The following is a 20,185-nucleotide window of genomic DNA, read 5'->3' on the forward strand; positions in this document are numbered from 1 at the left end:
CAAATACCATGGTGTTACCTTTGAAACATTGTCCGCCGAAGTCTTCTCGTCCGATCCCAGAACCAAAAGCCGAAGCCTTCAATCCCGAGACCCGCAAGGACTCCGCCGTCCACGTTTCTCTTTCTTCATCTTCACTTGTCAAACAGCCCGCACTTGTTAGTTCGCTTCGAACTAATTAGTGCATCAACTTCTTTGGTCTCTTTCACCGTGGAAGTCCCGATTGCCGGGGCGCTTCACATAGCTGATTTTGAGAGACCGTCAAGAGCCTTTCTGAAGAAAAACTCAGGAGCCAGTCGGAAGAAGAAACATCAAAGAAAACAACGTTGGTCCCGAAAGTCGGGGGCCTCAGTCATCAGTGATGTCCGGCTGGCGTGGTGGTGAGATAGTGCGATGCCGCATCCCGCGCAAGAACTTTTTGCGACGGCTGTGCAGAAATGTGGATAGCGCTGTCGCCGCCCACGCTCGGCCTCCTCACACGCCGTTTCTGTTCCATTTTGGAGCGGCGGGCGCGCGCAGCGTCAGGAATTGCTCGCCTTCGGTTGCACCAGCGCACGATGCGAGTGCGGCATGGGCATCAGGACGAGATCCTTCCGCCGGACGAGGTTGGTTGGACAGACGCTGTCGAGATTGCTGGTGCCGATTTCGAGGGTCGCGATCCCCTCCCCCGCCTGCGACGATCGCGGCGCGGCGGGGAACGCCAATGGTTCCGGACCGAACGGGCCGCTGAGCCCGGGATCGAAGTTCGCGGCGTCGCACACATTCGCGAATGCGAACTGGCATTGGTCTCGCCACCGCGAGCACGGAAGTGATGCCAGGGATACGATCGGCGATATCCGCAAGCCTGGCGGTGACGCGGCCGGGAATGGCTCGGCTGTCCCGGCCGGATCGGTCAGCCCTGTTGCCGCAAGCTCCGGAAATACCGCCAGCCCGACGAGGGCGCCCTCGCCACCAACCAAACATGCTTCAATCAGCGCGGGCTTGGAATTGGTTCATCGTGCTCGCGTCTCTGGACTGACTTGCCCAACGCACGGACGTTACGGTCGCTTGGGACGTCGATCCTGTCGAGCGCGTCGTTGCAGCGATGCCAGCATCAATTCGAGCCCGCATGCAGCAAGAGCAGCCGCGGCATTGTTGCTTGGTCGACATTGTTGCCTGGTGACCTGCCGCGTGGTGACCTCCGCGGCGCCGCGTCGTCCGAGGCCGGCGCGAGACGGCGTCAACGCGATCGCGGCGGCGTGCTGCGTGCTGGAGCCGTCAGGAAGCGATCGAGCTCGACGATCGCTTCGGCCTCGCGGGCGCGCCGCAGCTGCCTGGCCTGCTCGATGCCCGGGGGCAGACGTTTCGCCCTGTCTCGCGCTTCGCGCGCCATCTCCAGCAACCGCTCACCCAACGACATCGTCTGCTTGACACGCCGGCGCCGCTTCTTTTGACCTTCTACGTCCATGCGGGATTGCATCCAGTTTCATTGATGCGTATCGACGACTCTAGATCAGGAGCTGCCGCGCGCATCAACATAAGTGAATCGGCCGTGACCAACGAAGTCCGGGCGGCAGAGCAGCAGCGGCCGGCCGCGCCGGGAGCATCGAGGCTAGCCGCAGCACCGCCGACGGCTCCTTCGCACGGCTGGGATGCGTGGACCGGGGGCGGTCTCTGCCCGCCCCGGTCCCATCGGCTGATGCGCGCGGTTGGGCAGAACGAGCATGCGCTTTCGCCGCAGCGTCCGGAGCCAGTCCAGCACGTCGTTGCGCGACCTAAGTGGACGAGGCAATGCCACTCAGGCCTGCGCGAACTTGATGGTCGACACCGGCCAGCGGCCGTCATGGCCACCGATGGTGATGCGCAGACCGTGGAGTTCGTCAAGATGGACGTACTCCACTGTTCCGGCCTTGCCGTCGCTCAGCGCCACAGCCTTGCCGACCAGCTCGGTCTGCGCCCGTTCGAATTCGCGCAGGATGCAGAAGGCTCGCGTCTTGACGGCAACCATGAGGAACTTCGAGACCTGAGGGGGGAACCGCCGGGCAGCACAGGCCGCTCGACGGTCGTTCAAGTCGGCACGCGGACGCCGAACGTCAACCCGTCCTCAAGCAATCGTGCGCGCCGCAAGGCAGCGAGCGCCGGGCTTGCCCATCAGCGGCACTCGAAATTCGCCGCATCCTCGAGGCTGCCGCTGCCCTTGTAGGTCAGCACCCTCGGGAACGCGCAGAGATCGCGTGTGCGCCCGGGCCATGGCACATCGGGCGCGCGACGCGCGGTGGCCCGGATCGCATCGGGCGCCGCGGCCGTGCCCTCCACCCATCGGTCCAACGCGGTCAGCAAGTCGAACTGATCGGTGGCGGGTCCGCCGCCGCAATGGTTCATGCCGGGAACCAGGAACAACCGTGCGAAGCCGTCGGCATCAGCGCCGTATTTGGTCTTGAGCTGATCGACATAGTCGACGGTGTCGAGCGCCGAGAAGATCGGATCGGCCGTGCCGTGATAGAATAGCATCTTGCCGCCCTTCGCCTTGAAGGCGTCGAGATCGGTCGAGGTCGCGGCCTCATATTCCATGCCGGCGTCGAAGCCGCCGGCGCCCTTCATCACCTTCCGCGTATCGCGGTCGAGATCGAAGTTGCGCACCCAGGCGACGAGATCCTCCGGCGTCTCCGGCGGGCTCATGAAATCATAGGCGACGCCGCCGGGAATGAGCGTGAGGTTGCGCGCATTGGGCGGACTCGCTTTGGGCGTACCGAGCTTCCAGGCGCGCCAGCCGGGCGCGGCGAGGCCGGGATCATACGGCCAGCGCGCATAGATCAATCCGCCCATGGAATTCCGGCTGCCGTCGAACATCAGCTTGACGGCTTTCAGCTTGGGGACAGGCAGGCACTGCGAACTCTGGCCCTCCTTGCAGGCGAGCACGGCCGGATCGAAGCGGCAGGCCATGACGTCCTGCACCATGCCATCCTTGGCGCCGTCGGCGCCATCGCACGACGCGGTCACGGCATCGGCCACCAGCTTCAGGTCCTCGTCGCTCAGCGCGCTGCCGACATCGGCCTTGCCGTCCGGGCCGGGCGGCGCGATCGCCAGCAGCGCCTGCTCCTGCGCGATCACATCGATGCCGGCCAGCGGCACGCGATAGGCCGGCGCGCCGGCGATGACGCCGTCGAACAGCTCCGGGAAGCGCTGCGTCACCGCCATCGCCTGGCGGCCGCCGTTGGAGCAGCCGGCGAAGTAGGACCGGCGCGGCGCCTTGCCGTACAGCTTCTCGGCCGCGGCCTTGGCGGCAGCAGCCACCGGCGGAATCGAGCTGTAGCCCTTGTCGCGCCGCGCCTGCGGATCGAGGCCGAACAGATAGGGCCCGAGCGGCCCCGGCTCCTCGAGATGGCCTGCGTCGGTCGAGGCCACGGCATAGCCGTTGGAGAGTCCATTCGGCGGCGTGGCGCCGGTGAGCAGGCCGAGTGCCGGGCGCAGCACACCGTCGACGCCGCCGCCGCCCTGAAAGACGAACTTGCCATTCGACGTCGCAGGCAATCGCAGCTCGTAGCCAACAGCATAGGGCTTGCCGTCGATGCCGGTACGCTCGTTGATCTTGCCCCGGATCAGGCAGTGATCCGGCGCAGGTGCGGTCGCGCCCGCAGGCGCGGGCGGCGCCAGTTGCACGCCGCCCGCAGCGACGAATTCCGCCGTGACGATGCGGCCGCTGCCGGAGAAGCCCTGAGCCAGCGTGGCGCAGCTCGCCTTGAAATCCTCCGCCTGCGCGGACGCCATGGCCGACGTCGTCAGCAAGACCGCGGTCAGCGCCGTCACACGGATCGTCATCACGGTCGTCCTCACACCTGCGGGCCAAGGCCCGTCACGCATCGTCGTTGCTTCGCGGCGCGCTCGATCGCTTCCGACCATAGCCAAGCCTGCGCCCGCCGCAAGCGGCCGTGCGCATGGGTGCGATTGAAAACGTCAGCCGAAGCGTGCCATCTGATGGGTGTCAAGGAAGCGTCGAGGGACATCATGGCTGCGGACATCAGGTTGAATGCGTTTGCGATGAACTGCGTCGGGCACCAGTCGCCCGGCCTGTGGCGGCATCCGCGCGACCGTTCCTCCGACTACAATCGCCTGCCCTATTGGCTCGACCTCGCCAAGACCTTGGAGCGCGGCCGCTTCGACGGACTGTTTCTCGCCGACGTGCTCGGCGTCTACGATGTCTATGGCGGCAACCCCGACGCGGCGCTCCGCCACGCCATCCAGGTGCCGGTGAACGATCCGATGATGCTGATCTCGGCGATGGCCGCCGCGACCTCCCATCTCGGCTTCGGCGTCACCTGCACGCTGTCCTATGAGCCGCCCTACCCGTTCGCGCGGCGGATGTCGACGCTCGATCATCTCACCGAGGGCCGCATCGGCTGGAACATCGTCACCGGCTATCTCGACAGCGCCGCACGCGGCATGGGCAGGGAGCGCCAGACCGCGCATGACGACCGCTACGACGTCGCCGACGAGTACATGGAGGTCGTCTACAAGCTATGGGAAGGCAGCTGGGAGGACGACGCCGTCAAGCGCGACCGGACCAGCGGCGTGTTCACCGATCCCACGAAGGTTCACCGCGTCAGCCACCGCGGCGAGAACTACCAGCTCGACGCCATCCATCTCTGCGAGCCGTCGCCGCAGCGAACGCCGGTGCTGTATCAAGCCGGCACCTCGCCGCGCGGCCGCGTGTTCGCCGGCCGGCATGCCGAATGCGTGTTCATGTCCGGCCCGTCCGCCAAGATCATCGCGCCGCGCGTCGCCGCGATCCGCCAGGCCGCCGCCGACGCGGGTCGCGCGGGCAGCGACATCGTCATCTTCAGCATCGCCACCGTCGTGCTCGGCGAAACCGACGCGGCGGCCGAGGCGAAGTTCGCCGACTATCGCCGCTACATCGACCACGAGGCGTCGCTGACCCTGATGTCGGGCTGGACCGGCGTCGACTTCTCGACCTACGACCTCGACCAGCAGGTCCGCCACGTGCTCAACGATGCCGGCCGCAGTGCGATGGACAACGTCACGCGGGCCGATCCGGACCGGGTGTGGACCGTGCGCGAGGTTGCCGAGCATGTCGGCATCGGCGGTATCGGCCCGGTGTTCGTCGGCTCACCGGCGAAGGTCGCCGATCTCATCGAGAGCTGGATCGAGCAGACCGGCGTCGACGGCCTCAACCTCGCCTTTGCGCTGTCGCCGGAGAGTTTTGCCGATGTCGCCGACATGCTGGTGCCGGAGCTGACCAGACGCGGCCGCTACAAGCAGGCCTACCGGCCGGGTACTTTGCGCGAGAAGATGTTCGGCCGCGCCCGGCTCGCGGCACCGCATCCGGCGGCGAGCTACCGGCCGTAATGCCGCTGGCACTCAGCCCGACAGACGCGACAGCAACACGGCCACCGCCGCCTCGATCGGCTTGATGATCGGCACGGCGAATTGCCGCTGCAACTGATCGGCGGCCTGCGCCAGCGGCCCGCCGCCGATGATCACGGCCTCGGCGCCGTCCTCGGCAATACAGGCGCGCGTGGCGTCAGCCAGGGCGGCAGCAAGCCGCGCCGGATCGACGGCGAGCGCGGCCGGGTCGCCCTGCGTCAGACGCGTCCCGGTGAACTGCGCCGACAGGTTCAGCCTGTCTGCAAGGCCCGCGATGCTCGCGACCAGCGCGGGCGTCACCGTGGCAACGCCGAAGCGCCGCCCGCCCTCTGCGGCCTCGCGCATCGACGCCTCGCCGATGCCCGCCACCGGCAGCGAGCACTGGCTGCCAAGCTCCGCGGCGCCGGGATCGCCGAACGCCGCGACGATGATGCCGTCGCAGGCATCGCGATGCGCGCGGCCGATATCGACCACTTCCGCCGCCGATGCGGCCAGCGCCTCGGCATCCACGATCATGGCCGGCGCCCGCGTCGCGGTCGCGCCGACCACCTCAGCCCGGCCGGCGCAGCAGGCGGCCGCAATCGACACCATCATCGCGGTGGTCGTGGCCGAACTGTTGGGATTGATCAGGAGGATGCGGGGCATGAGGACGGTTGCTCAGATGACGAAGCTCTCCTCGTGAACAATCGTCGGCCAAAGGTCAACTCCAGGCCCATTCGCCTATGAGGGTGGCGGGCATCCGCCGTTCGTCGCCGGCCGCTCACCCGATCCGCATCGACAATTCGACTTCGTCGCCGAACGGCACCGACAGATAGCCGTTAGCCGGCGAACGGACGTAGGCGAGGTAGTCGGGGCTGTGGTCGGCATTGTCAGCGACGATGAACGCGCCGGCGCTGAGCCGGCTCTCGAGCAGCGCCAGGATATCGCCATACAGCGGCTTGGCGCCGTCGAGCAGAACCAGGTCGATCGCGTCCGGGAGATCACCGCTCAGCGTCTGCATGGCGTCGCCCTGGCGGATCTCGACCAGATCGGCCAGGCCGCCCTCCGCGAGGTTGGCACGGGCACGGGCAACCTTGGACGGCTCGAACTCCGTGGTGATCAGCCGGCCGCCGCCATTGTCGCGCAGCGCCGCGGCGAGGAACAGCGTCGAGATGCCGAACGAGGTGCCGAATTCGACGATCGATCGCGCATTGACGCCGCGCACCAGCATGTAGAGCAGCATGCCGGTGTCGCGCGACACGGGCAACGGAAAGTCCTTGAGCTGCGTGTAGAGCTCGACATGGCCGGACCTGCTGCGCATCAGTTGCGCGCCCCGTTCGGCCATGCCGGCGAAGATCGGGCTCGTCTCCGGCCGCAGCAACGTGGCCTCGGCAAGCAGGCGATCCAGCAGCGGCGCCACCGGCTGAGTGGTCAGGGTGATCATTGATATTCTCCGTGTTCTCGATACGTGTCGTTTGCGTCGAAGTCAGAATACGAATAATAATTCGCATTCGCTAATCGCATTTCGGAACGCTCCATGGCCCCGGCTCGAAAAGCCCCGATTTCCCCGCGAAAACTGCCGCAACAGACACGGTCGGCCGACCTCGTCGCGGCCATTCTGCAGGCGGCTGTTCAGGTTTTGACCAAGGAAGGCGCGCAACGTTTCACCACGGCCCGTGTCGCCGAGAAGGCCGGCGTCAGCGTCGGCTCGCTCTATCAGTACTTCCCGAACAAGGCGGCGATCCTGTTCAGGCTGCAGAGCGACGAGTGGCAGCAGACGACGAAACTGCTGCACAGCATTCTGGAGGACACGCGCCGTCCGCCTCTGACGCGATTGCGCGCACTCGTTCACGCGTTCCTGCAATCGGAGTGCGACGAGGCCGCGGTGCGCGGCGCGCTCGACGACGCCGCCCCGCTCTATCGCGACGCGCCCGAGGCACGCCAGGCCAGCGCCAGTGGCCGCCGCGCCATGCTCGCCTTCATGCGCGAGGTGCTGCCTGGTGCCGGAGAGGCCGAGCGCGCGCGGACCGCCGATCTGATCAAGACGACGCTCGGCCAGGTCGGCAAGCACTTCTCGGAGACACCGCGCAGCCGGGCCGAGATATCGGCCTATGCCGATGCGATGGCCGACATGTTCTGTGCGTACCTCTCCACCGCGAACAAGCCTCACAGACGTAAGGCCGGGTAGTCCTAGAGCCGGCGTCTCTCCGGTCAAGCGGCCTCTTGGGGCACTCCCGCCATGCGCGGGCTTGTCCCGAGCATCCACGCCTCTCCCACGCAGACTGGGAACCTCTGCACGGCCACGGGCTGCCGCGACGCTACGTTGACTTGATGCCGTCGTATCCCAGATCGCCTCCGACTTGATGCAGCGCCGCAGGTCGGAGGCCCGCAGCCAACAACGGACCTCTCATCAGACTCCGGGAGTGCCCGTTAAGGGCGATTATCGGACTCCAGCGCATCGAGGGCGGACGAGAACCATAAGCCAAATGCGCCATGGCATGCCGGCCACCATTGGCCCGGCCCCGCTCGGCTTAAAGCCGAGAAGCCGGAGGAGATGCTGGTTTCGGATAGTGATCATGCGAATTGCAATTATCTGGCTCCGGCCCCAGATAACCAGCTTTGATAAACTGGCTTATGGAGCCAAAAATGATTGATTCTCCGGAACAGGCGCTGTCCCCGGCATCCGGACCCTCGCCAGATAGGCGGAGATTTCTGAAGCTTATCTCGGCGTTTGGTATCGACCGTTGGATCGAGCTGTTTCTCGCCCTAGGGATCTTTGCTGTGACTGCCTCACAGTGCAGCATCAGCAAAGACCAGTGGAAGGCGATGATAGAAAGCAACAAAATAACGCGAGACGGCTACAGCGCGGGAAACCGCGCATTTATCACAGCCAACAGCTACGACCTCGTGAACTATGGCCAGCATGATCCGGATGACAAGGACAACGCGAACCCGATCTGGATCATCACGCCGCGCATCGAAAATACGGGCAACACGCCGACGAGGTACCTCAACTTTTCAAGCGACACCGGCTTAGGCGCTAAACCTATGAGCGCTGAAACCTTCGATAAATTGAGTCCATACAATGAACGCTTCAGTTCTGCAGTAATCGGACCTAAGGCCAGCGTGAACGGCGCGATCTTTTTGATTCGTCCCCCGATGCTCAACCAGCTCGTCAAGCGTCAGGCCTTCGTCGGTACCACGGGAGTGGTACGGTACGAGGACGTGTTCGGCGAGAAGCATCTGACCGAGTTCTGTTTCGTCGCTCAATTGCTTCCAATCAATTTTTCTACTTTCCCGGCCGGGCAACCGATCAGAGTCGGTGGAATACCATGCGATCGTCACAACTGCTCAGACGCTGAGTGCGGCCCAGATTGGGAGAAGCGTGCCGCAGGCAAAAGCTAAAGGAAATCCTCGCCACGTGCCCCTCGAAATCGTACTCGCGCCGATCGTAGATCGCCCGGATCGACAGGCCCAGTCATTACACTTAAACTTTGGCACCCCTTATCCAGGAGGCATCCATGCCGAAAGAGCAAAAGACGCTCGCCGAGCTCGACGACATCGTCCACAAACACATCGAGCGAAACCACCGCGGGCCGCTAGGCGGAGCGCAATTCTTGAAGATCGTGCCGGTCGAGGGTAACCCCGACCGCACCTGGCGCATCGCCCACGGCGGCCAGGCTGGCGGATTCGGCGTGGCCCTCGACGAGGCCGAGGCAGAGCTCGTCAAGCTCTACGATCTAGTCCGTCACACCGCCGGTGGGTATCAGACCCAAGTAACAAATCAGCCGGATCGGTACTAACGTCCGAGAGGGGCTGAATGTGGACGCCGCTGACTCGGTCGCGGAGGTCTGCCGTAGTCACAGGCTGTCCTCCCGAATGCGCTTGTCCGCGGCTCCTGCCCCCAATGGCTGCCGATTTGCTGCACCACGTAAGTCGGAGGCCTCAGGCCAAATCCGCTCATGAGCTTCCGCGCTTCATTTCGGCCGGCAGTTGCAAGGCCGTTCGATCGCCCCCCCAACCCTCCGTGGAGAGTTGCTAAGACGTAGGTGGCCGGAACGAGGCCCGGCCATGACGTGGGGGCAGAGGGGCACAAGCTGATTGTGATATGCCGAAGCCCCAGGGCTTGCGTGACGAGCCAATGGCTTCTCCTCGCGCGTGCGCGACGAAACGGAATTCGCCTGCATTCTCAGGCTGATTTGCCCTGTCCAGTCCCGCGACGAAAAATATTCTTGTTTCTTTTTTTTCAGAATTCATGGTTGAATCACCCCATCCCGCCCGATCGAGAGGGGCGCTTCGCGAACGTCACGAAACGTTGGTGCGGGATGCGATGGCCGGTTCTCGTCGCAGCGTGCGTCAAGCGCGCGGACGAACGATGGGAGCCGGACGGCGAAATCGCGTGGTCCTGATACTCCGACGCTAGTATCAAGTTCGCGGAGATGCTTGCGTGTCTCGTGGATGACGGTGGCCAGAAAGCCCGGCGCACCGGGGAGATCGCGTATAAGCCGTAAGCCCGTTGCGCAGGGAAGGCCGGATGTCCGGCTGATCCTGTGGTAACCGCCGCGTGCTTCCTTTTTTGCACGCGGGCCATGGGTGTCAGTCGACGCCCGGCCTTCCCTGTGCCCTCTCTCGATGGAGGGACGAACGGCAGACATCTCTCGGACGCTCTGCGCGTGGCGAGGATGCGAACGGCTGTCTCGTCAGATCTCGCGCGCCAAGAAAACAAAACTTCTCGCGGCATGGGCACATGAGAAACTTTCCTCTCCATATGAACAGATCTGCAAAATTGCGCAGGGCTGACGATCCTGCGAATGATCCTGGACATTGCATGCAACCGCCTGTTTGGGAGATTGCCGAATGACACCGTCCTTCAGCGGCCTGCGTCGCGCGCGGCCCTTGCATCTCGCCCGTCGCGGCGTCCTGATGATGGCCGCGGCCCTGCTCGGCGCGCTCGCCACGTCGCAAGCCGATGCAGCCGAGACGCTGCGCATCGGCTATCAGAGATCCTCGACCCTGATCGCCCTCCTCAAGACCAATGGCGAGTTGGAGAAGGCGCTGGCGCCGCTCGGCATCAAGGTGTCGTGGCACGAATTCTCCAGCGGCCTGCCGCTGCTGGAAGCGATCAACATCGGCAGCATCGATGTCGGCGCCGATGTCGCCGATACCGTCCCGGTGTTCGCGCAGGCCGCGGGCGCGAGGCTCGCTTATGTCGCCGAGGAGGCCGCCTCGCCGTCGGCGCAGGCGATCCTCGTGGCAACGGCTTCGCCGACCAAGACGCTCGCTGAGCTGAAAGGCAGGAAGATCGCGGTGACCAAGGGCGCCGGCAGCCACTATCTGCTGCTCGCCGCGCTCGCCAAAGCGGGTCTCACCTTCAAGGACATCACCCCCGCCTATCTGCCGCCCGCCGACGGCAGGACCGCTTTCGTCAGCAACAATGCCGATGCCTGGGTCGCGTGGGATCCGTTCCTGACCAGCACCATCCGCCAGTCAGGGGCGCGCGTGCTCGCGGACGGCAGCGACGGGCTTGCCAGCTACAAGCGCTACTATCTCGCATCCGCCGACTACGCCGCCGGGCATGGCGACGCCCTCAACGTCATCTACGGCAAGCTCGTCGAAACCGGCAAATGGGTGAAGGCCAATCCGGCCGCCGCGGCGAGCCAGCTCGCTGCCCTGTGGGGCATCGATGCCGCCACCGTCGAGGAGGCCAACAGCCACCGCTCCTACCAGGTCGGCGCGGTCACCGCGGCCGGCCTGTCGGAACAGCAGAAGATCGCGGACGCTTTCCTGGCGGAGCGCGTGCTGCCGGCGAAGGTGGACACATCGGCGTTGGCGATCTGGACTCCCAAAGCGCCGTGAGCCACACAGGAGCCGAGATTGTGCCCGGCAGCGAAGCGCGGCACGAGGCCCGACGACGGGCCTGAACGAAGGAGACCCCCGTGACTGCCCATCTTCCTCCCCCGACCGGCCGCATCACCGAGCATCCGGCGCATCGCATCTTCGTCGATCGCTGGTCGCCGCGCGGCTTCAGCGACGAGGCGCTTCCCGAGACGGAGCTCCTGACCTTCATCGAGGCGGCACGCTGGGCGCCCTCCTCCTACAATTCGCAGCCCTGGCGCTTCCTCTACGCGCTGCGCGGCTCGGCCGAGTTCGACACCTTCCTGGCGCCGCTGGTCGAGTTCAACCGCGGCTGGGCGCAGCATGCCGCGGCGATCGTCTACGTGCTGTCGAAGAAGACCTTCATCCCGGCGGGCAAGACCGAGCCGGCACCGACGCGCACGCATTCCTTCGATGCCGGCGCGGCCTGGGCCAATTTCGCCAACCAGGCCGCGTTGTCCGGCTGGATCACCCATGGCATGAGCGGCTTCGACGTCGCCGCCGCGCAGACGGCCCTCGGGGTGCCCGCCGGTTTCGCCGTGGAGATCGCGATCGCGGTCGGCCGCAAGGGCGATGGCGAAAAGCTGCCGGCCATGCTCAAGGAGCGCGAGAAGCCGAGCGCACGCCTGTCCATCGCCGAGATCGCCTCGGCCGGCCTGTTCCCGCAGCGCTTCGGCGGCTGATCGATGTCGCAGGGGCGGCGCACCGCGCCGCTCCTGACGGACCGCGAAATCTGTGGCAGAAGATGCGATCTGCTTGAGGAGAGTTGATCCGCATGCCGCCGCCGAAACCGCCCGCCTTCGAGACCCTGAGCCTGCACGCGGGCCAGCACCCGGATCCCGCGACCGGCGCCCGCGCGGTGCCGATCTATCAGACCACGTCCTATGTGTTCGACGACACCGAGCACGCCGCGGCGCTGTTCAATCTCGAACGCGCCGGCCACATCTATACCCGCATCTCCAACCCGACCACGGCCGTGCTCGAAGAGCGGCTCGCCGCGCTCGAAGGCGGCGTCGGCGCGGTCTGCACCGCGAGCGGCCAGGCGGCGCTGCATCTGGCCATCGCCACGCTTCTGAATGCGGGCGATCACATCGTGGCCTCCTCCTCGCTCTATGGCGGCACCATCAACCTGCTCGCGCACACGCTGCCGCGCTTCGGCATCACCACGAGCTTCGTCAAGCCCAGGGATCACGACGGTTTCCGCGCTGCGATCAAGCCGAACACGCGGCTCCTGATCGGCGAGACCCTCGGCAACCCCGGCCTCGAGGTGCTGGACATCCCCAAGGTCTCGGCGATCGCGCACGCGGCCGGCGTGCCGCTCCTGATCGACAACACCTTCGCCACGCCCTATCTGAGCCAGCCGATTTCCCAAGGCGCCGACATCGTGATGCACTCCGCGACCAAGTGGCTCGGCGGCCATGGCATCGCGATCGGCGGCGCGATCATCGATGGCGGCCGGTTCGACTGGCGCGCCTCGGCCAAGTTCACGCAGCTCACCGAACCCTATGCCGGCTATCATGGCATCGTCTTCGACGAGCAGTTCGGCGCGGCCGCCTTCATCATGCGCGCGCGGACCGAAGGCCTGCGCGATTTCGGCGCCTGCCTGTCGCCGACCAACGCGTTCCATCTGCTGCAGGGCGTCGAGACGCTGCATCTGCGCATGGAGCGGCACGTCACCAACACCCGCGCGGTGCTGGAGGCGCTGACCGCCAACAAGGCCGTCGACTGGGTGCTGCATCCTTCGCTCGAGACCCATCCGGACCATGCGCTCGCCAAGGAGCTGTTGCCGCGCGGCGCCGGCTCGATCATCTCGTTCGGTATCAAGGGCGGACGTCCCGCGGGACGCAAATTCATCGAGAGCCTGAAGCTGATCAGCCATCTCGCCAATGTCGGCGACGCCAAGACGCTGGTGATCCACCCCGCCTCGACCACGCATCAGCAGATGGACGCCGCCCAGCTCGCCGCGGCCGGAATCGGCGAGGAGCTGATCCGGCTCTCGGTCGGCATCGAGGCGGCCGGCGACATCATCGACGATCTCGGACAGGCGCTGCGCGCCTCGCAGAAGGTGTGAGCCCATGCAACTGTCGATCGGAGATCATGAGGTCTTCGCCGCCACGGGCGGCCGCGAGTTCGATTCGTCCCTGCCCGCCGTCGTCTTCATCCATGGCGCCGGCTTCGATCATTCGGTCTGGGCGCTGCACAGCCGCTGGTTCGCCCATCACGGCTTTGCCGTGCTGGCGCCCGATCTGCCGGGCCATGGCCGCTCGACGGGGCCGGCGCTGCCGACCATCACCGCCATGGCCGATTGGATCGTCGCGCTGTTGCAGGCGGTGAACGCGAAGCCCGCTCACCTGATCGGGCATTCGATGGGATCGCTGATTGCGCTGGATGCCGCGGCGCGCCATCCCGATCGCGTGTCGGCGCTCAGCCTGATCGGCACCGCGGCAGCGATGACGGTCGGACCTGACCTCCTGAAGGCCGCCGAAGCCAACGATCACGCCGCCATCGACATGGTCTCGATCTGGGGCCTCGGTTTTGCCGCCGAGCTCGGCGGCAGCCGCGCGCCCGGGCTGTGGATGCATGGCGGCGCGCAGGCGACCCTGGAGCGCTGCGCGCCGGGCGTGCTGTTCAACGATCTCTCCGCCTGCAACGACTATCAGGATGCGCTGGCAGCGGCGGCCAGGATCAAGGTGCCGACGCGGCTGATCCTCGGCGAAAAGGACATGATGACGCCGCTGAAGGCCGGCAAGGCGCTGGCGGCTGCAATCGCGCAATCGCGCACCATCGTGCTGCCCGGCGCGGGGCATACGATGATGACGGAATGTCCGGATGCGCTGCTCGACGCGCTGATCGAGTAGCTTGCGGTCACGGTTCGCTCTTGGCTGCGACCTCGTGCCGCCGACATGCTCCTTTGCAGCGCGGAACGGAGGGCGACGGCGAGCCGTTGCCCTCCGGCACAACGAACAGAAAGGAGCACGCAGATGGATCTGCGCAAACTTTTGACGGTCACCACCATCGGAACGATGTCGCTCGCGGCCGCATCGCCGCTCGCCGCCGCGCCGTTGCTGCCGAACCACGCGGCGCCGGCCGCCGCCACGCAGAACGCGACCGAGCTGCAGCAGGTGCAATATCGCCACTGGCGCGGCGGCTACGGTCATCGCCACGGCTATTACGGCCATCGCTATGGCGGGCATCGCCACGGCTACGGTGCGGGTGCCGCCGCCCTGGGCGGTCTCGCGGCCGGCGCGATCATCGGTGGCGCCATCGCCAACAGCCGCGCCGAGGCCGCCAACGCCCAGGCCTATTGCGCCCAGCGGTTCCGATCCTACGACCCGGGCTCCGGCACCTATCTCGGCAATGACGGCCTGCGCCATTCCTGCCCGTAGCGACATCAAGGCCGATGCCGGTCTCCGGCATCGACCGCCGCCTGGACCCATGGCGCGCGACAAAACGTCCGCCGCGACAAATGCAACGAAGTGCGTCTCATCCGGTTGAGTATGAGCCTGAATCAACGGGAGACATCGGGATGGTCACCTTCAAAGCCGCCGCGACGCTCGCCATCGCCGGCGCACTTTCTTTGTCCACGCTGCACTCGGTCTCGGCTGCGCCGCTGACGTCGCTGTCGGCAGCCGCCAAACCGGGCGCCGAAAGCTCGAATGCCGTCCAGGTCCGCTACGGCGGCTGGCATGGCGGCTGGGGCGGCGGTGCCGCAATCGGCGCGGGGCTGTTGGCGGGTGCCCTGATCGGATCGGCGATCGCCGCCCCCTCCTACTATGGCGGCTACGCGCCCTATCCCTACTACGGCGGGTATCGCTACGCTGCCTATCCCTACGGCTATGGCGGCTACTACCCGGCCTACCGCCCCTATTACGGCGGCTACGGCTACGGCTACAGCTACGTGCCGCGCCCGATCTATCGCAGCTACGGCTATTCCTATGGCCCGCGGCCGTGGCGCCACAGCTACGGCTATTACCGCGGTCCGGGTTGGGGCCATCACCGCCACGGCCATGGCGTGATCCGCGCCCATCATCGCTGGTGATGTGAATTCGCCGGTGCGTGCGGTTGGCCCGACGCACCGGCAGCTTCCCTTCGATGGGTCTCAGGCCCCGGCAGCCGCTGACGACGAGAATCCCTGCCGCGCTTCGATGATGCCCCGATCGATCCGGGCGACCTCCGCCGCAGGGATGACGTACTCGTCGTGATCGCGCCAGGCAAACACGACGAATGTCGCCAACGCGCCCATTGCGCCGAGCGCCACCATCCACCAGATGTGCCAGATCAGCGCGAAGCCCATGACCGTGGCGAAGAAGGCGCAGACGAATCCCGTGGGGGAGTTTTTTGGCAGCTCGATGTCTTGGTAGTCCTTTTCCCGCGTATGGAGCTGCTGGTCTTTTGCATTTTCCTTGATCCGCCAATACGCATCCTGCCCCGTCACATTCGGCAGCACCGCAAAATTGAACACCGGCGGCGGTGAGGACGTGGCCCATTCGAGCGAGCGGCCGTCCCAGGGGTCGCCGGTCGTATCGCGTAGGAGCTCGCGATCGCGGATGCTGAAGACCAGTTGGAGAATCTGAAGAATGACGCCGATCGCGAGCAGCGCCGTGCCGAACGTTGCAGCTGCAAGCCAGGGACGCCATTCCGCGACATCGTAGTGCTGCATCCGTCGGGTCATGCCGAGCAGGCCGACGACATAGAGCGGCATGAAGGTCACGTAGAAGCCAATGAGGGTGAACCAGAACGCCGCCTTGCCCCAGCTCTCATACAGCCGAAAGCCGAACGCCTTTGGAAACCAGTAAGTGACACCCGCGAACACCCCGAACAGCACGCCGCCGATGATGACGTTGTGGAAATGGGCGACTAGGAACAAGCTGTTGTGCAGCAGGAAATCCGCCGGCGGCACCGCGACAAGCACGCCGGTGAGCCCGCCGATCATGAAGGTGATCATGAAGCCGACCGACCACAGCATGGGCGTCGTGAAGCGCACCCGCCCGCCATACATCGTGAACAGCCAATTATAGATCTTCACGCCCGTAGGCACCGCGATGATCATGCTCGCAATGCCGAAGATCGCGTTCACGTTGGGGCCCGCCCCCATCGTGAAGAAATGATGCAGCCAGACCATGAAGGAGATGACGCAGATCGCCATGGTCGCCAACACCATCGAGCGATAGCCGAACAGCGACTTGCTCGAGAACGTCGCGACCACCTCGGAGTAGATCCCGAACGCCGGCAGAACCAGGATGTAGACCTCGGGATGTCCCCAGGCCCAGATCAGGTTCATGAACATCATCATGTTGCCGCCGGCCTCGTTGGTGAAAAAGTGGAAGCCGAAATAGCGGTCGAGCATCAGCATCGTCAGCGTCGCCGTGAGGATCGGAAACGCCGCGACGATCAGCAGGTTCGTTGCCAGCGTGGTCCAGCAGAACATCGGCATGCGCAGATAGCTCATGCCCCGGGTGCGCAGCTTGAGGACGGTGGTGACCAGGTTGATGCCGCTGACCAGGGTCCCGACGCCGGAGATCTCCAGCGCCCAGATGTAATAGTCCACGCCGACTCCCGGCGAGTAGGTCAACTCCGACAAGGGCGGGAACGGCAGCCAGCCGGTGCGCGCGAACTCGCCGACCACGAGGGACACGTTGACCAGCAGCGCGCCGGTGGCCGTGAGCCAGAAGCCGACGGAGTTCAGCGTGGGAAAGGCGACATCCCGTACCCCGAGCTGCAGCGGCACGACCAGATTCATCAGCCCGATCACGAACGGCATCGCCACGAAGAAGATCATGATAGTGCCGTGGGCGGAGAAGATCTGGTTGTAGTGCTCCGGCGGAAGATAGCCGTTGGAATGAAACGCCACCGCCTGCTGCGTTCGCATCATGATCGCATCGGTGCCGCCACGCAGCAGCATCATGAAGGCGAGCAGCATGTACATCACGCCGATCCGCTTGTGATCGACGCTGGTGATCCATTCACGCCAGAGATAAGGGAAGTACCCCTTCGCCAAGACCCATCCGAGGACACCGAGGATCGCCACCAGCACGAGGCCTGCGGCCACGAGCGGGATGGGCTGGCCAAAGGGGATCGCCGACCAATCGAGCTTGCCGAGCATGGACGCCCCCGGGGATCAGCGAGTAATATGTCGGCGCGATGGCCGCGAAGGCCGGCGGGCGCGCGCAAGAGCAACCAACGCGATGCCTCCGAGCCCAAGTGCCAATCCAATTCTGCTGAGCTGCCCGGCCGGCGGCAGCTTCTTGCGCACGAGCCAGCCGCCGCTCACCGCGGTGCCAGCGGCGATCGGCGCCAACACGGCACCTGTGCTGCGTGGTGCGCCCTTCGCGCGCGACAACAGGAAACGGAACGCCGTGCTCAGGAGTCGCTCGGTCGGCCAGCGCGCCAGGGCATAGGAGATCTGCCCGAGCCGCGCCGGCCAGCCGACGGCGACTTCGTCGTGAGGAGCGCGGATCAACTGCAAGAACGTCTCGGCGACGTCCTCAGGCCGATACAGCAGCGGTCCTGGATCGAGATTGCGGCCGGACATGTTGGCGCCATGCACGAAGCCGGGCGTGTCGACCATCGCGGGGAATACGCTGCAGACGTGGATATCCTTGTGACCGGCGAGTTCCTGACGCAAGCTCGCCGAGAAGCCCCGGAGGCCGAACTTGCTGGCGGTGTAGGCGGCGGCGAACGGAGTCGAAGCCCATCCACCGAGCGAGATGTTGTTGATCAAGGTTCCGCGCTGCTGCCGCAGGAAGACCGGCAGAACCGCATAGGCACCGTTCATCGTCCCCAGCAGATTGACCTCGATGGTCTTACGGTGGAGCGCGATGTCGGCGTCCTGATAGGCGCCGAACACCCCGGTTCCGGCGTTGTTGATCCAGACATCGATGCCACCGAACGTCTGCACGGCCTGATCGGCCAAGTGCATGACCGCGGCTGCATCGATCACGTCGGTGCCGACGGCGATGGCGCGCCCGCCAAGGGTTTCGCATTCAGCCGCGACATCTTTCAGCACGTCCACGCGCCGCGCGGCCAGCACGATGCTGGCCCCTTCCCGCGCCAAGGCGAGGGCCGTCGCCCGGCCGATGCCGCTCGAGGCGCCCGTCACCACGACGCGCGTTCCCTTCAGATCACGCATCAGCCGGCGCGCCTCGGGGCAGGCATCCAGCAGCCAGCCGAGCGCGCGGCGCAGCTGCTGCGCGCCCCCGGTATCGAACCATCGGCCATGGGAAAAGACAACGCGTTCGGGCGCCAGCGCAATCAACCGCGCCGCCGCGAGCCGGACGGCACGGCCGCCGAGCCGCAGCAGCATCCGCAGATAGGTCGGTGCCTTGCCATCAGGCGCGGTGATCCCGAGCAGATTCGCGGCGGTCCGCGCCACGATGCCCAGACCTTCCGGTGCAAGGTTCTGCACGAGGTCTGTCAGGACGAGTGTGCGGCTCGGCCTGTGAAACAGCGCCACTTCGGTGAACATCGGTGCGGCAACGAGCACCAACTGGATATCTTCGGACCATTCGTCCGGCGTGACGTCGGTCAGCTCACGATCGATACGCAGGCCGCTGCGGCGAACCTGCTGGCGCTGTGCAAGGCCGGGCGCTGCGAAGACCCGTGCATTCGGCAGGGCCGCCTGCCAGTCCGGCAGGAACATCCAGTGCGCGACGTTGGGCGCGAGCAGATATTTGATGGGTCCCAGCTGCTCCAGCTCCTCCCGCAGCGCATGAGAGAACGGCGTGGGCGAGTGCAGCAGCAGATCACCGCTCGACAGGCGGATCACCGCCATGCGTACGGGGAGCGGCAGTCCGGCGGCCCGAATCCGGCCGCCGTCGACGATCCACACATTGTCCGCCACGGGCCGCAAGCCATGGCCGTCGCTTCGAGGCTGAGTTATCTGGTCCATGAGAGGTCCGCCGACGAGATGCCCGTCAACAAACCTCCGGCGCGGCGCATGGTTTCAATCGGCTGGGAATGCGGATCCCAAGGCCGGCCGCCGGCAAGGTCTATGCCCGCCCAGGAGATCCGGCTCTGCTCGGGTCCCTGCGCCCTGCGGCGCCGCGCGATAAGTCGGGGCTCAACGCAGGTAACTGGCCAGGTTCAGGCTCTGGATCTTGGAGATGGCGGTATAACTCGCCGTGAGCTGGGCTTGATAAGTCGAGAGCTGGGCGGTGACCGCCGCCACATCGACGCTGGTCAGGTCGGTCGCCAGGCTCTCGGCATAGCTCTTGTAATCGGTCTGCTGCGACTTCGCGCTCTCGATCCGGGACGCCGCATCGGAGAGCTTGGCCTGTACCGTGGCGACATCGTCCACCGCCTGATCGGCAAGCGACAGCGCGGAGGTGATGTCGGTTCCGGACAGGGTCGAGCTGTTGGCCACGAACTTCAGGACCCGCATGACCTCCTCGAACGCCGGGTTGTCGGCAGTAACGCCATAGGTGACCGACTGCCCTTCGGAAACCCGGACCGAGGCAAGCTCGCTGTCGCCCTGAAAATAGCTGGTATCCGTCGTGGTCAACGATCCCGTGCCGGAGGCGAAGCTCGATGTATCGACCGCCGCCGTCGCGGTCCGCGCACCGCCGAACAGATATTGCCCGTCGTACTGGGTGTTCAGAATGCCCGACATCTGCTGCAGCAACTGCTGCGCACTGCTGATCGCGGACGTGGTTCCCGTGCTGCTGCCGGAGCTCGCAGCGCTCAGGGCCGTGCGCAGCTGACTGACGATGTCCGACACCTGCCCCACGGCAGAGTACATGACCTGCACTTTGCTGTCCGCCAGAGTCGCCGCGTCGATGTAGGACTGCGCCCGCGTGACAGAGACCTGCAGATTGACGACGTGCTGGGTGTCGGCGCCGTAACCGGCGAGATACTCGGCCTTTAGCCCCGAGGCCTCCTGCACCTGGAGGTTGGCCATGGTCGCCTGCGTCCGCAGCGCACCCGTGATCATCTGGTCGGAGTTCGAGAATGTCGCAATCCGCATCGTCATGATGTG

At 65.5% G+C, this 20,185-nt stretch carries 19 protein-coding genes; 10 read left to right on the plus strand and 9 right to left on the minus strand.

Annotated features, from left to right (window positions below; translation table 11 throughout):
• Nucleotides 1-518 precede the first annotated feature (518 nt).
• The 4 genes from QX041_RS25590 to QX041_RS25605 form a co-directional block, all read right to left on the minus strand.
• On the minus strand, nt 519-956 hold the full coding sequence (locus QX041_RS25590; RefSeq protein ID WP_316166938.1) for a hypothetical protein: 438 nt from the start codon (nt 954-956) through the stop codon (nt 519-521).
• A 260-nt stretch (nt 957-1,216) separates the two neighbouring features.
• Complete coding sequence (locus QX041_RS25595; protein ID WP_315718641.1) at nt 1,217-1,444, minus strand: hypothetical protein; 228 nt, start codon at nt 1,442-1,444, stop codon at nt 1,217-1,219.
• A 330-nt stretch (nt 1,445-1,774) separates the two neighbouring features.
• On the minus strand, nt 1,775-1,984 hold the full coding sequence (locus QX041_RS25600; protein ID WP_315718640.1) for a PRC-barrel domain containing protein: 210 nt from the start codon (nt 1,982-1,984) through the stop codon (nt 1,775-1,777).
• Between the two features lie 143 nt (nt 1,985-2,127).
• Nucleotides 2,128-3,795 (minus strand): tannase/feruloyl esterase family alpha/beta hydrolase, encoded by a 1,668-nt coding sequence (locus QX041_RS25605; RefSeq protein ID WP_316166939.1) that lies wholly within the window; start codon nt 3,793-3,795, stop codon nt 2,128-2,130.
• 186 nt (nt 3,796-3,981) lie between these two features.
• Here QX041_RS25605 and QX041_RS25610 point away from each other — a divergent pair, with 186 nt between their 5' ends.
• Complete coding sequence (locus QX041_RS25610) at nt 3,982-5,340, plus strand: LLM class flavin-dependent oxidoreductase (RefSeq protein WP_316166940.1); 1,359 nt, start codon at nt 3,982-3,984, stop codon at nt 5,338-5,340.
• 12 nt (nt 5,341-5,352) lie between these two features.
• On the opposite strand, the gene QX041_RS25615 is transcribed toward QX041_RS25610, so the two are convergent.
• Nucleotides 5,353-6,003, minus strand: a complete 651-nt coding sequence (locus QX041_RS25615) for an aspartate/glutamate racemase family protein (protein ID WP_316166941.1) — start codon at nt 6,001-6,003, stop codon at nt 5,353-5,355.
• Nucleotides 6,004-6,118: 115 nt separating this feature from the next.
• Nucleotides 6,119-6,781 (minus strand): O-methyltransferase, encoded by a 663-nt coding sequence (locus QX041_RS25620; protein ID WP_316166942.1) that lies wholly within the window; start codon nt 6,779-6,781, stop codon nt 6,119-6,121.
• Nucleotides 6,782-6,874: 93 nt separating this feature from the next.
• Between QX041_RS25620 and QX041_RS25625 the strand changes: the two genes are divergently transcribed.
• The 9 genes from QX041_RS25625 to QX041_RS25665 all read left to right on the plus strand — a co-directional run bounded on the left by QX041_RS25625 (nt 6,875) and on the right by QX041_RS25665 (nt 15,250).
• Nucleotides 6,875-7,525 carry a TetR family transcriptional regulator gene (locus QX041_RS25625; RefSeq protein WP_316166944.1) on the plus strand — a complete coding sequence of 217 codons (651 nt, stop codon included), beginning with the start codon at nt 6,875-6,877 and terminating at the stop codon, nt 7,523-7,525.
• A gap of 458 nt (nt 7,526-7,983) precedes the next feature.
• Nucleotides 7,984-8,742, plus strand: a complete 759-nt coding sequence (locus QX041_RS25630) for a hypothetical protein (protein ID WP_316166946.1) — start codon at nt 7,984-7,986, stop codon at nt 8,740-8,742.
• A 116-nt stretch (nt 8,743-8,858) separates the two neighbouring features.
• The gene (locus QX041_RS25635) at nt 8,859-9,140 is read left to right on the plus strand and encodes a hypothetical protein (RefSeq protein WP_315802670.1); all 282 of its coding nucleotides are present in this window, start codon (nt 8,859-8,861) and stop codon (nt 9,138-9,140) included.
• A gap of 1,123 nt (nt 9,141-10,263) precedes the next feature.
• Nucleotides 10,264-11,193: an aliphatic sulfonate ABC transporter substrate-binding protein gene (locus tag QX041_RS25640; protein WP_316167223.1), complete on the plus strand. Its 930-nt coding sequence runs from the start codon at nt 10,264-10,266 to the stop codon at nt 11,191-11,193.
• Nucleotides 11,194-11,273: 80 nt separating this feature from the next.
• Nucleotides 11,274-11,894 (plus strand): nitroreductase family protein, encoded by a 621-nt coding sequence (locus QX041_RS25645; RefSeq protein WP_316166948.1) that lies wholly within the window; start codon nt 11,274-11,276, stop codon nt 11,892-11,894.
• A 92-nt stretch (nt 11,895-11,986) separates the two neighbouring features.
• Nucleotides 11,987-13,282, plus strand: coding sequence for an O-acetylhomoserine aminocarboxypropyltransferase (locus tag QX041_RS25650; protein WP_316166950.1), 1,296 nt, complete (start codon nt 11,987-11,989; stop codon nt 13,280-13,282).
• A 4-nt stretch (nt 13,283-13,286) separates the two neighbouring features.
• Nucleotides 13,287-14,069, plus strand: a complete 783-nt coding sequence (locus QX041_RS25655) for an alpha/beta hydrolase (protein ID WP_316166952.1) — start codon at nt 13,287-13,289, stop codon at nt 14,067-14,069.
• 123 nt (nt 14,070-14,192) lie between these two features.
• On the plus strand, nt 14,193-14,597 hold the full coding sequence (locus tag QX041_RS25660) for a BA14K family protein (protein WP_316166953.1): 405 nt from the start codon (nt 14,193-14,195) through the stop codon (nt 14,595-14,597).
• Between the two features lie 140 nt (nt 14,598-14,737).
• Entirely contained in the window at nt 14,738-15,250 is a 513-nt protein-coding gene (locus tag QX041_RS25665) for a hypothetical protein (RefSeq protein ID WP_316166954.1), read from the plus strand.
• A gap of 60 nt (nt 15,251-15,310) precedes the next feature.
• Here the strand turns inward: QX041_RS25665 and cyoB are convergent, their stop codons facing one another.
• The 3 genes from cyoB to QX041_RS25680 form a co-directional block, all read right to left on the minus strand.
• On the minus strand, nt 15,311-17,314 hold the full coding sequence (gene cyoB / locus QX041_RS25670) for a cytochrome o ubiquinol oxidase subunit I (protein ID WP_316166955.1): 2,004 nt from the start codon (nt 17,312-17,314) through the stop codon (nt 15,311-15,313).
• A 15-nt stretch (nt 17,315-17,329) separates the two neighbouring features.
• Nucleotides 17,330-19,099 carry an SDR family oxidoreductase gene (locus QX041_RS25675; RefSeq protein ID WP_316166956.1) on the minus strand — a complete coding sequence of 590 codons (1,770 nt, stop codon included), beginning with the start codon at nt 19,097-19,099 and terminating at the stop codon, nt 17,330-17,332.
• Between the two features lie 171 nt (nt 19,100-19,270).
• Entirely contained in the window at nt 19,271-20,179 is a 909-nt protein-coding gene (locus QX041_RS25680) for a flagellin (protein WP_316167225.1), read from the minus strand.
• Between the last annotated feature and the right edge of the window lie 6 nt (nt 20,180-20,185).

Origin of the sequence: Bradyrhizobium sp. SZCCHNRI2009, assembly GCF_032485115.1 — a bacterium.
Lineage (GTDB): Bacteria > Pseudomonadota > Alphaproteobacteria > Rhizobiales > Xanthobacteraceae > Bradyrhizobium.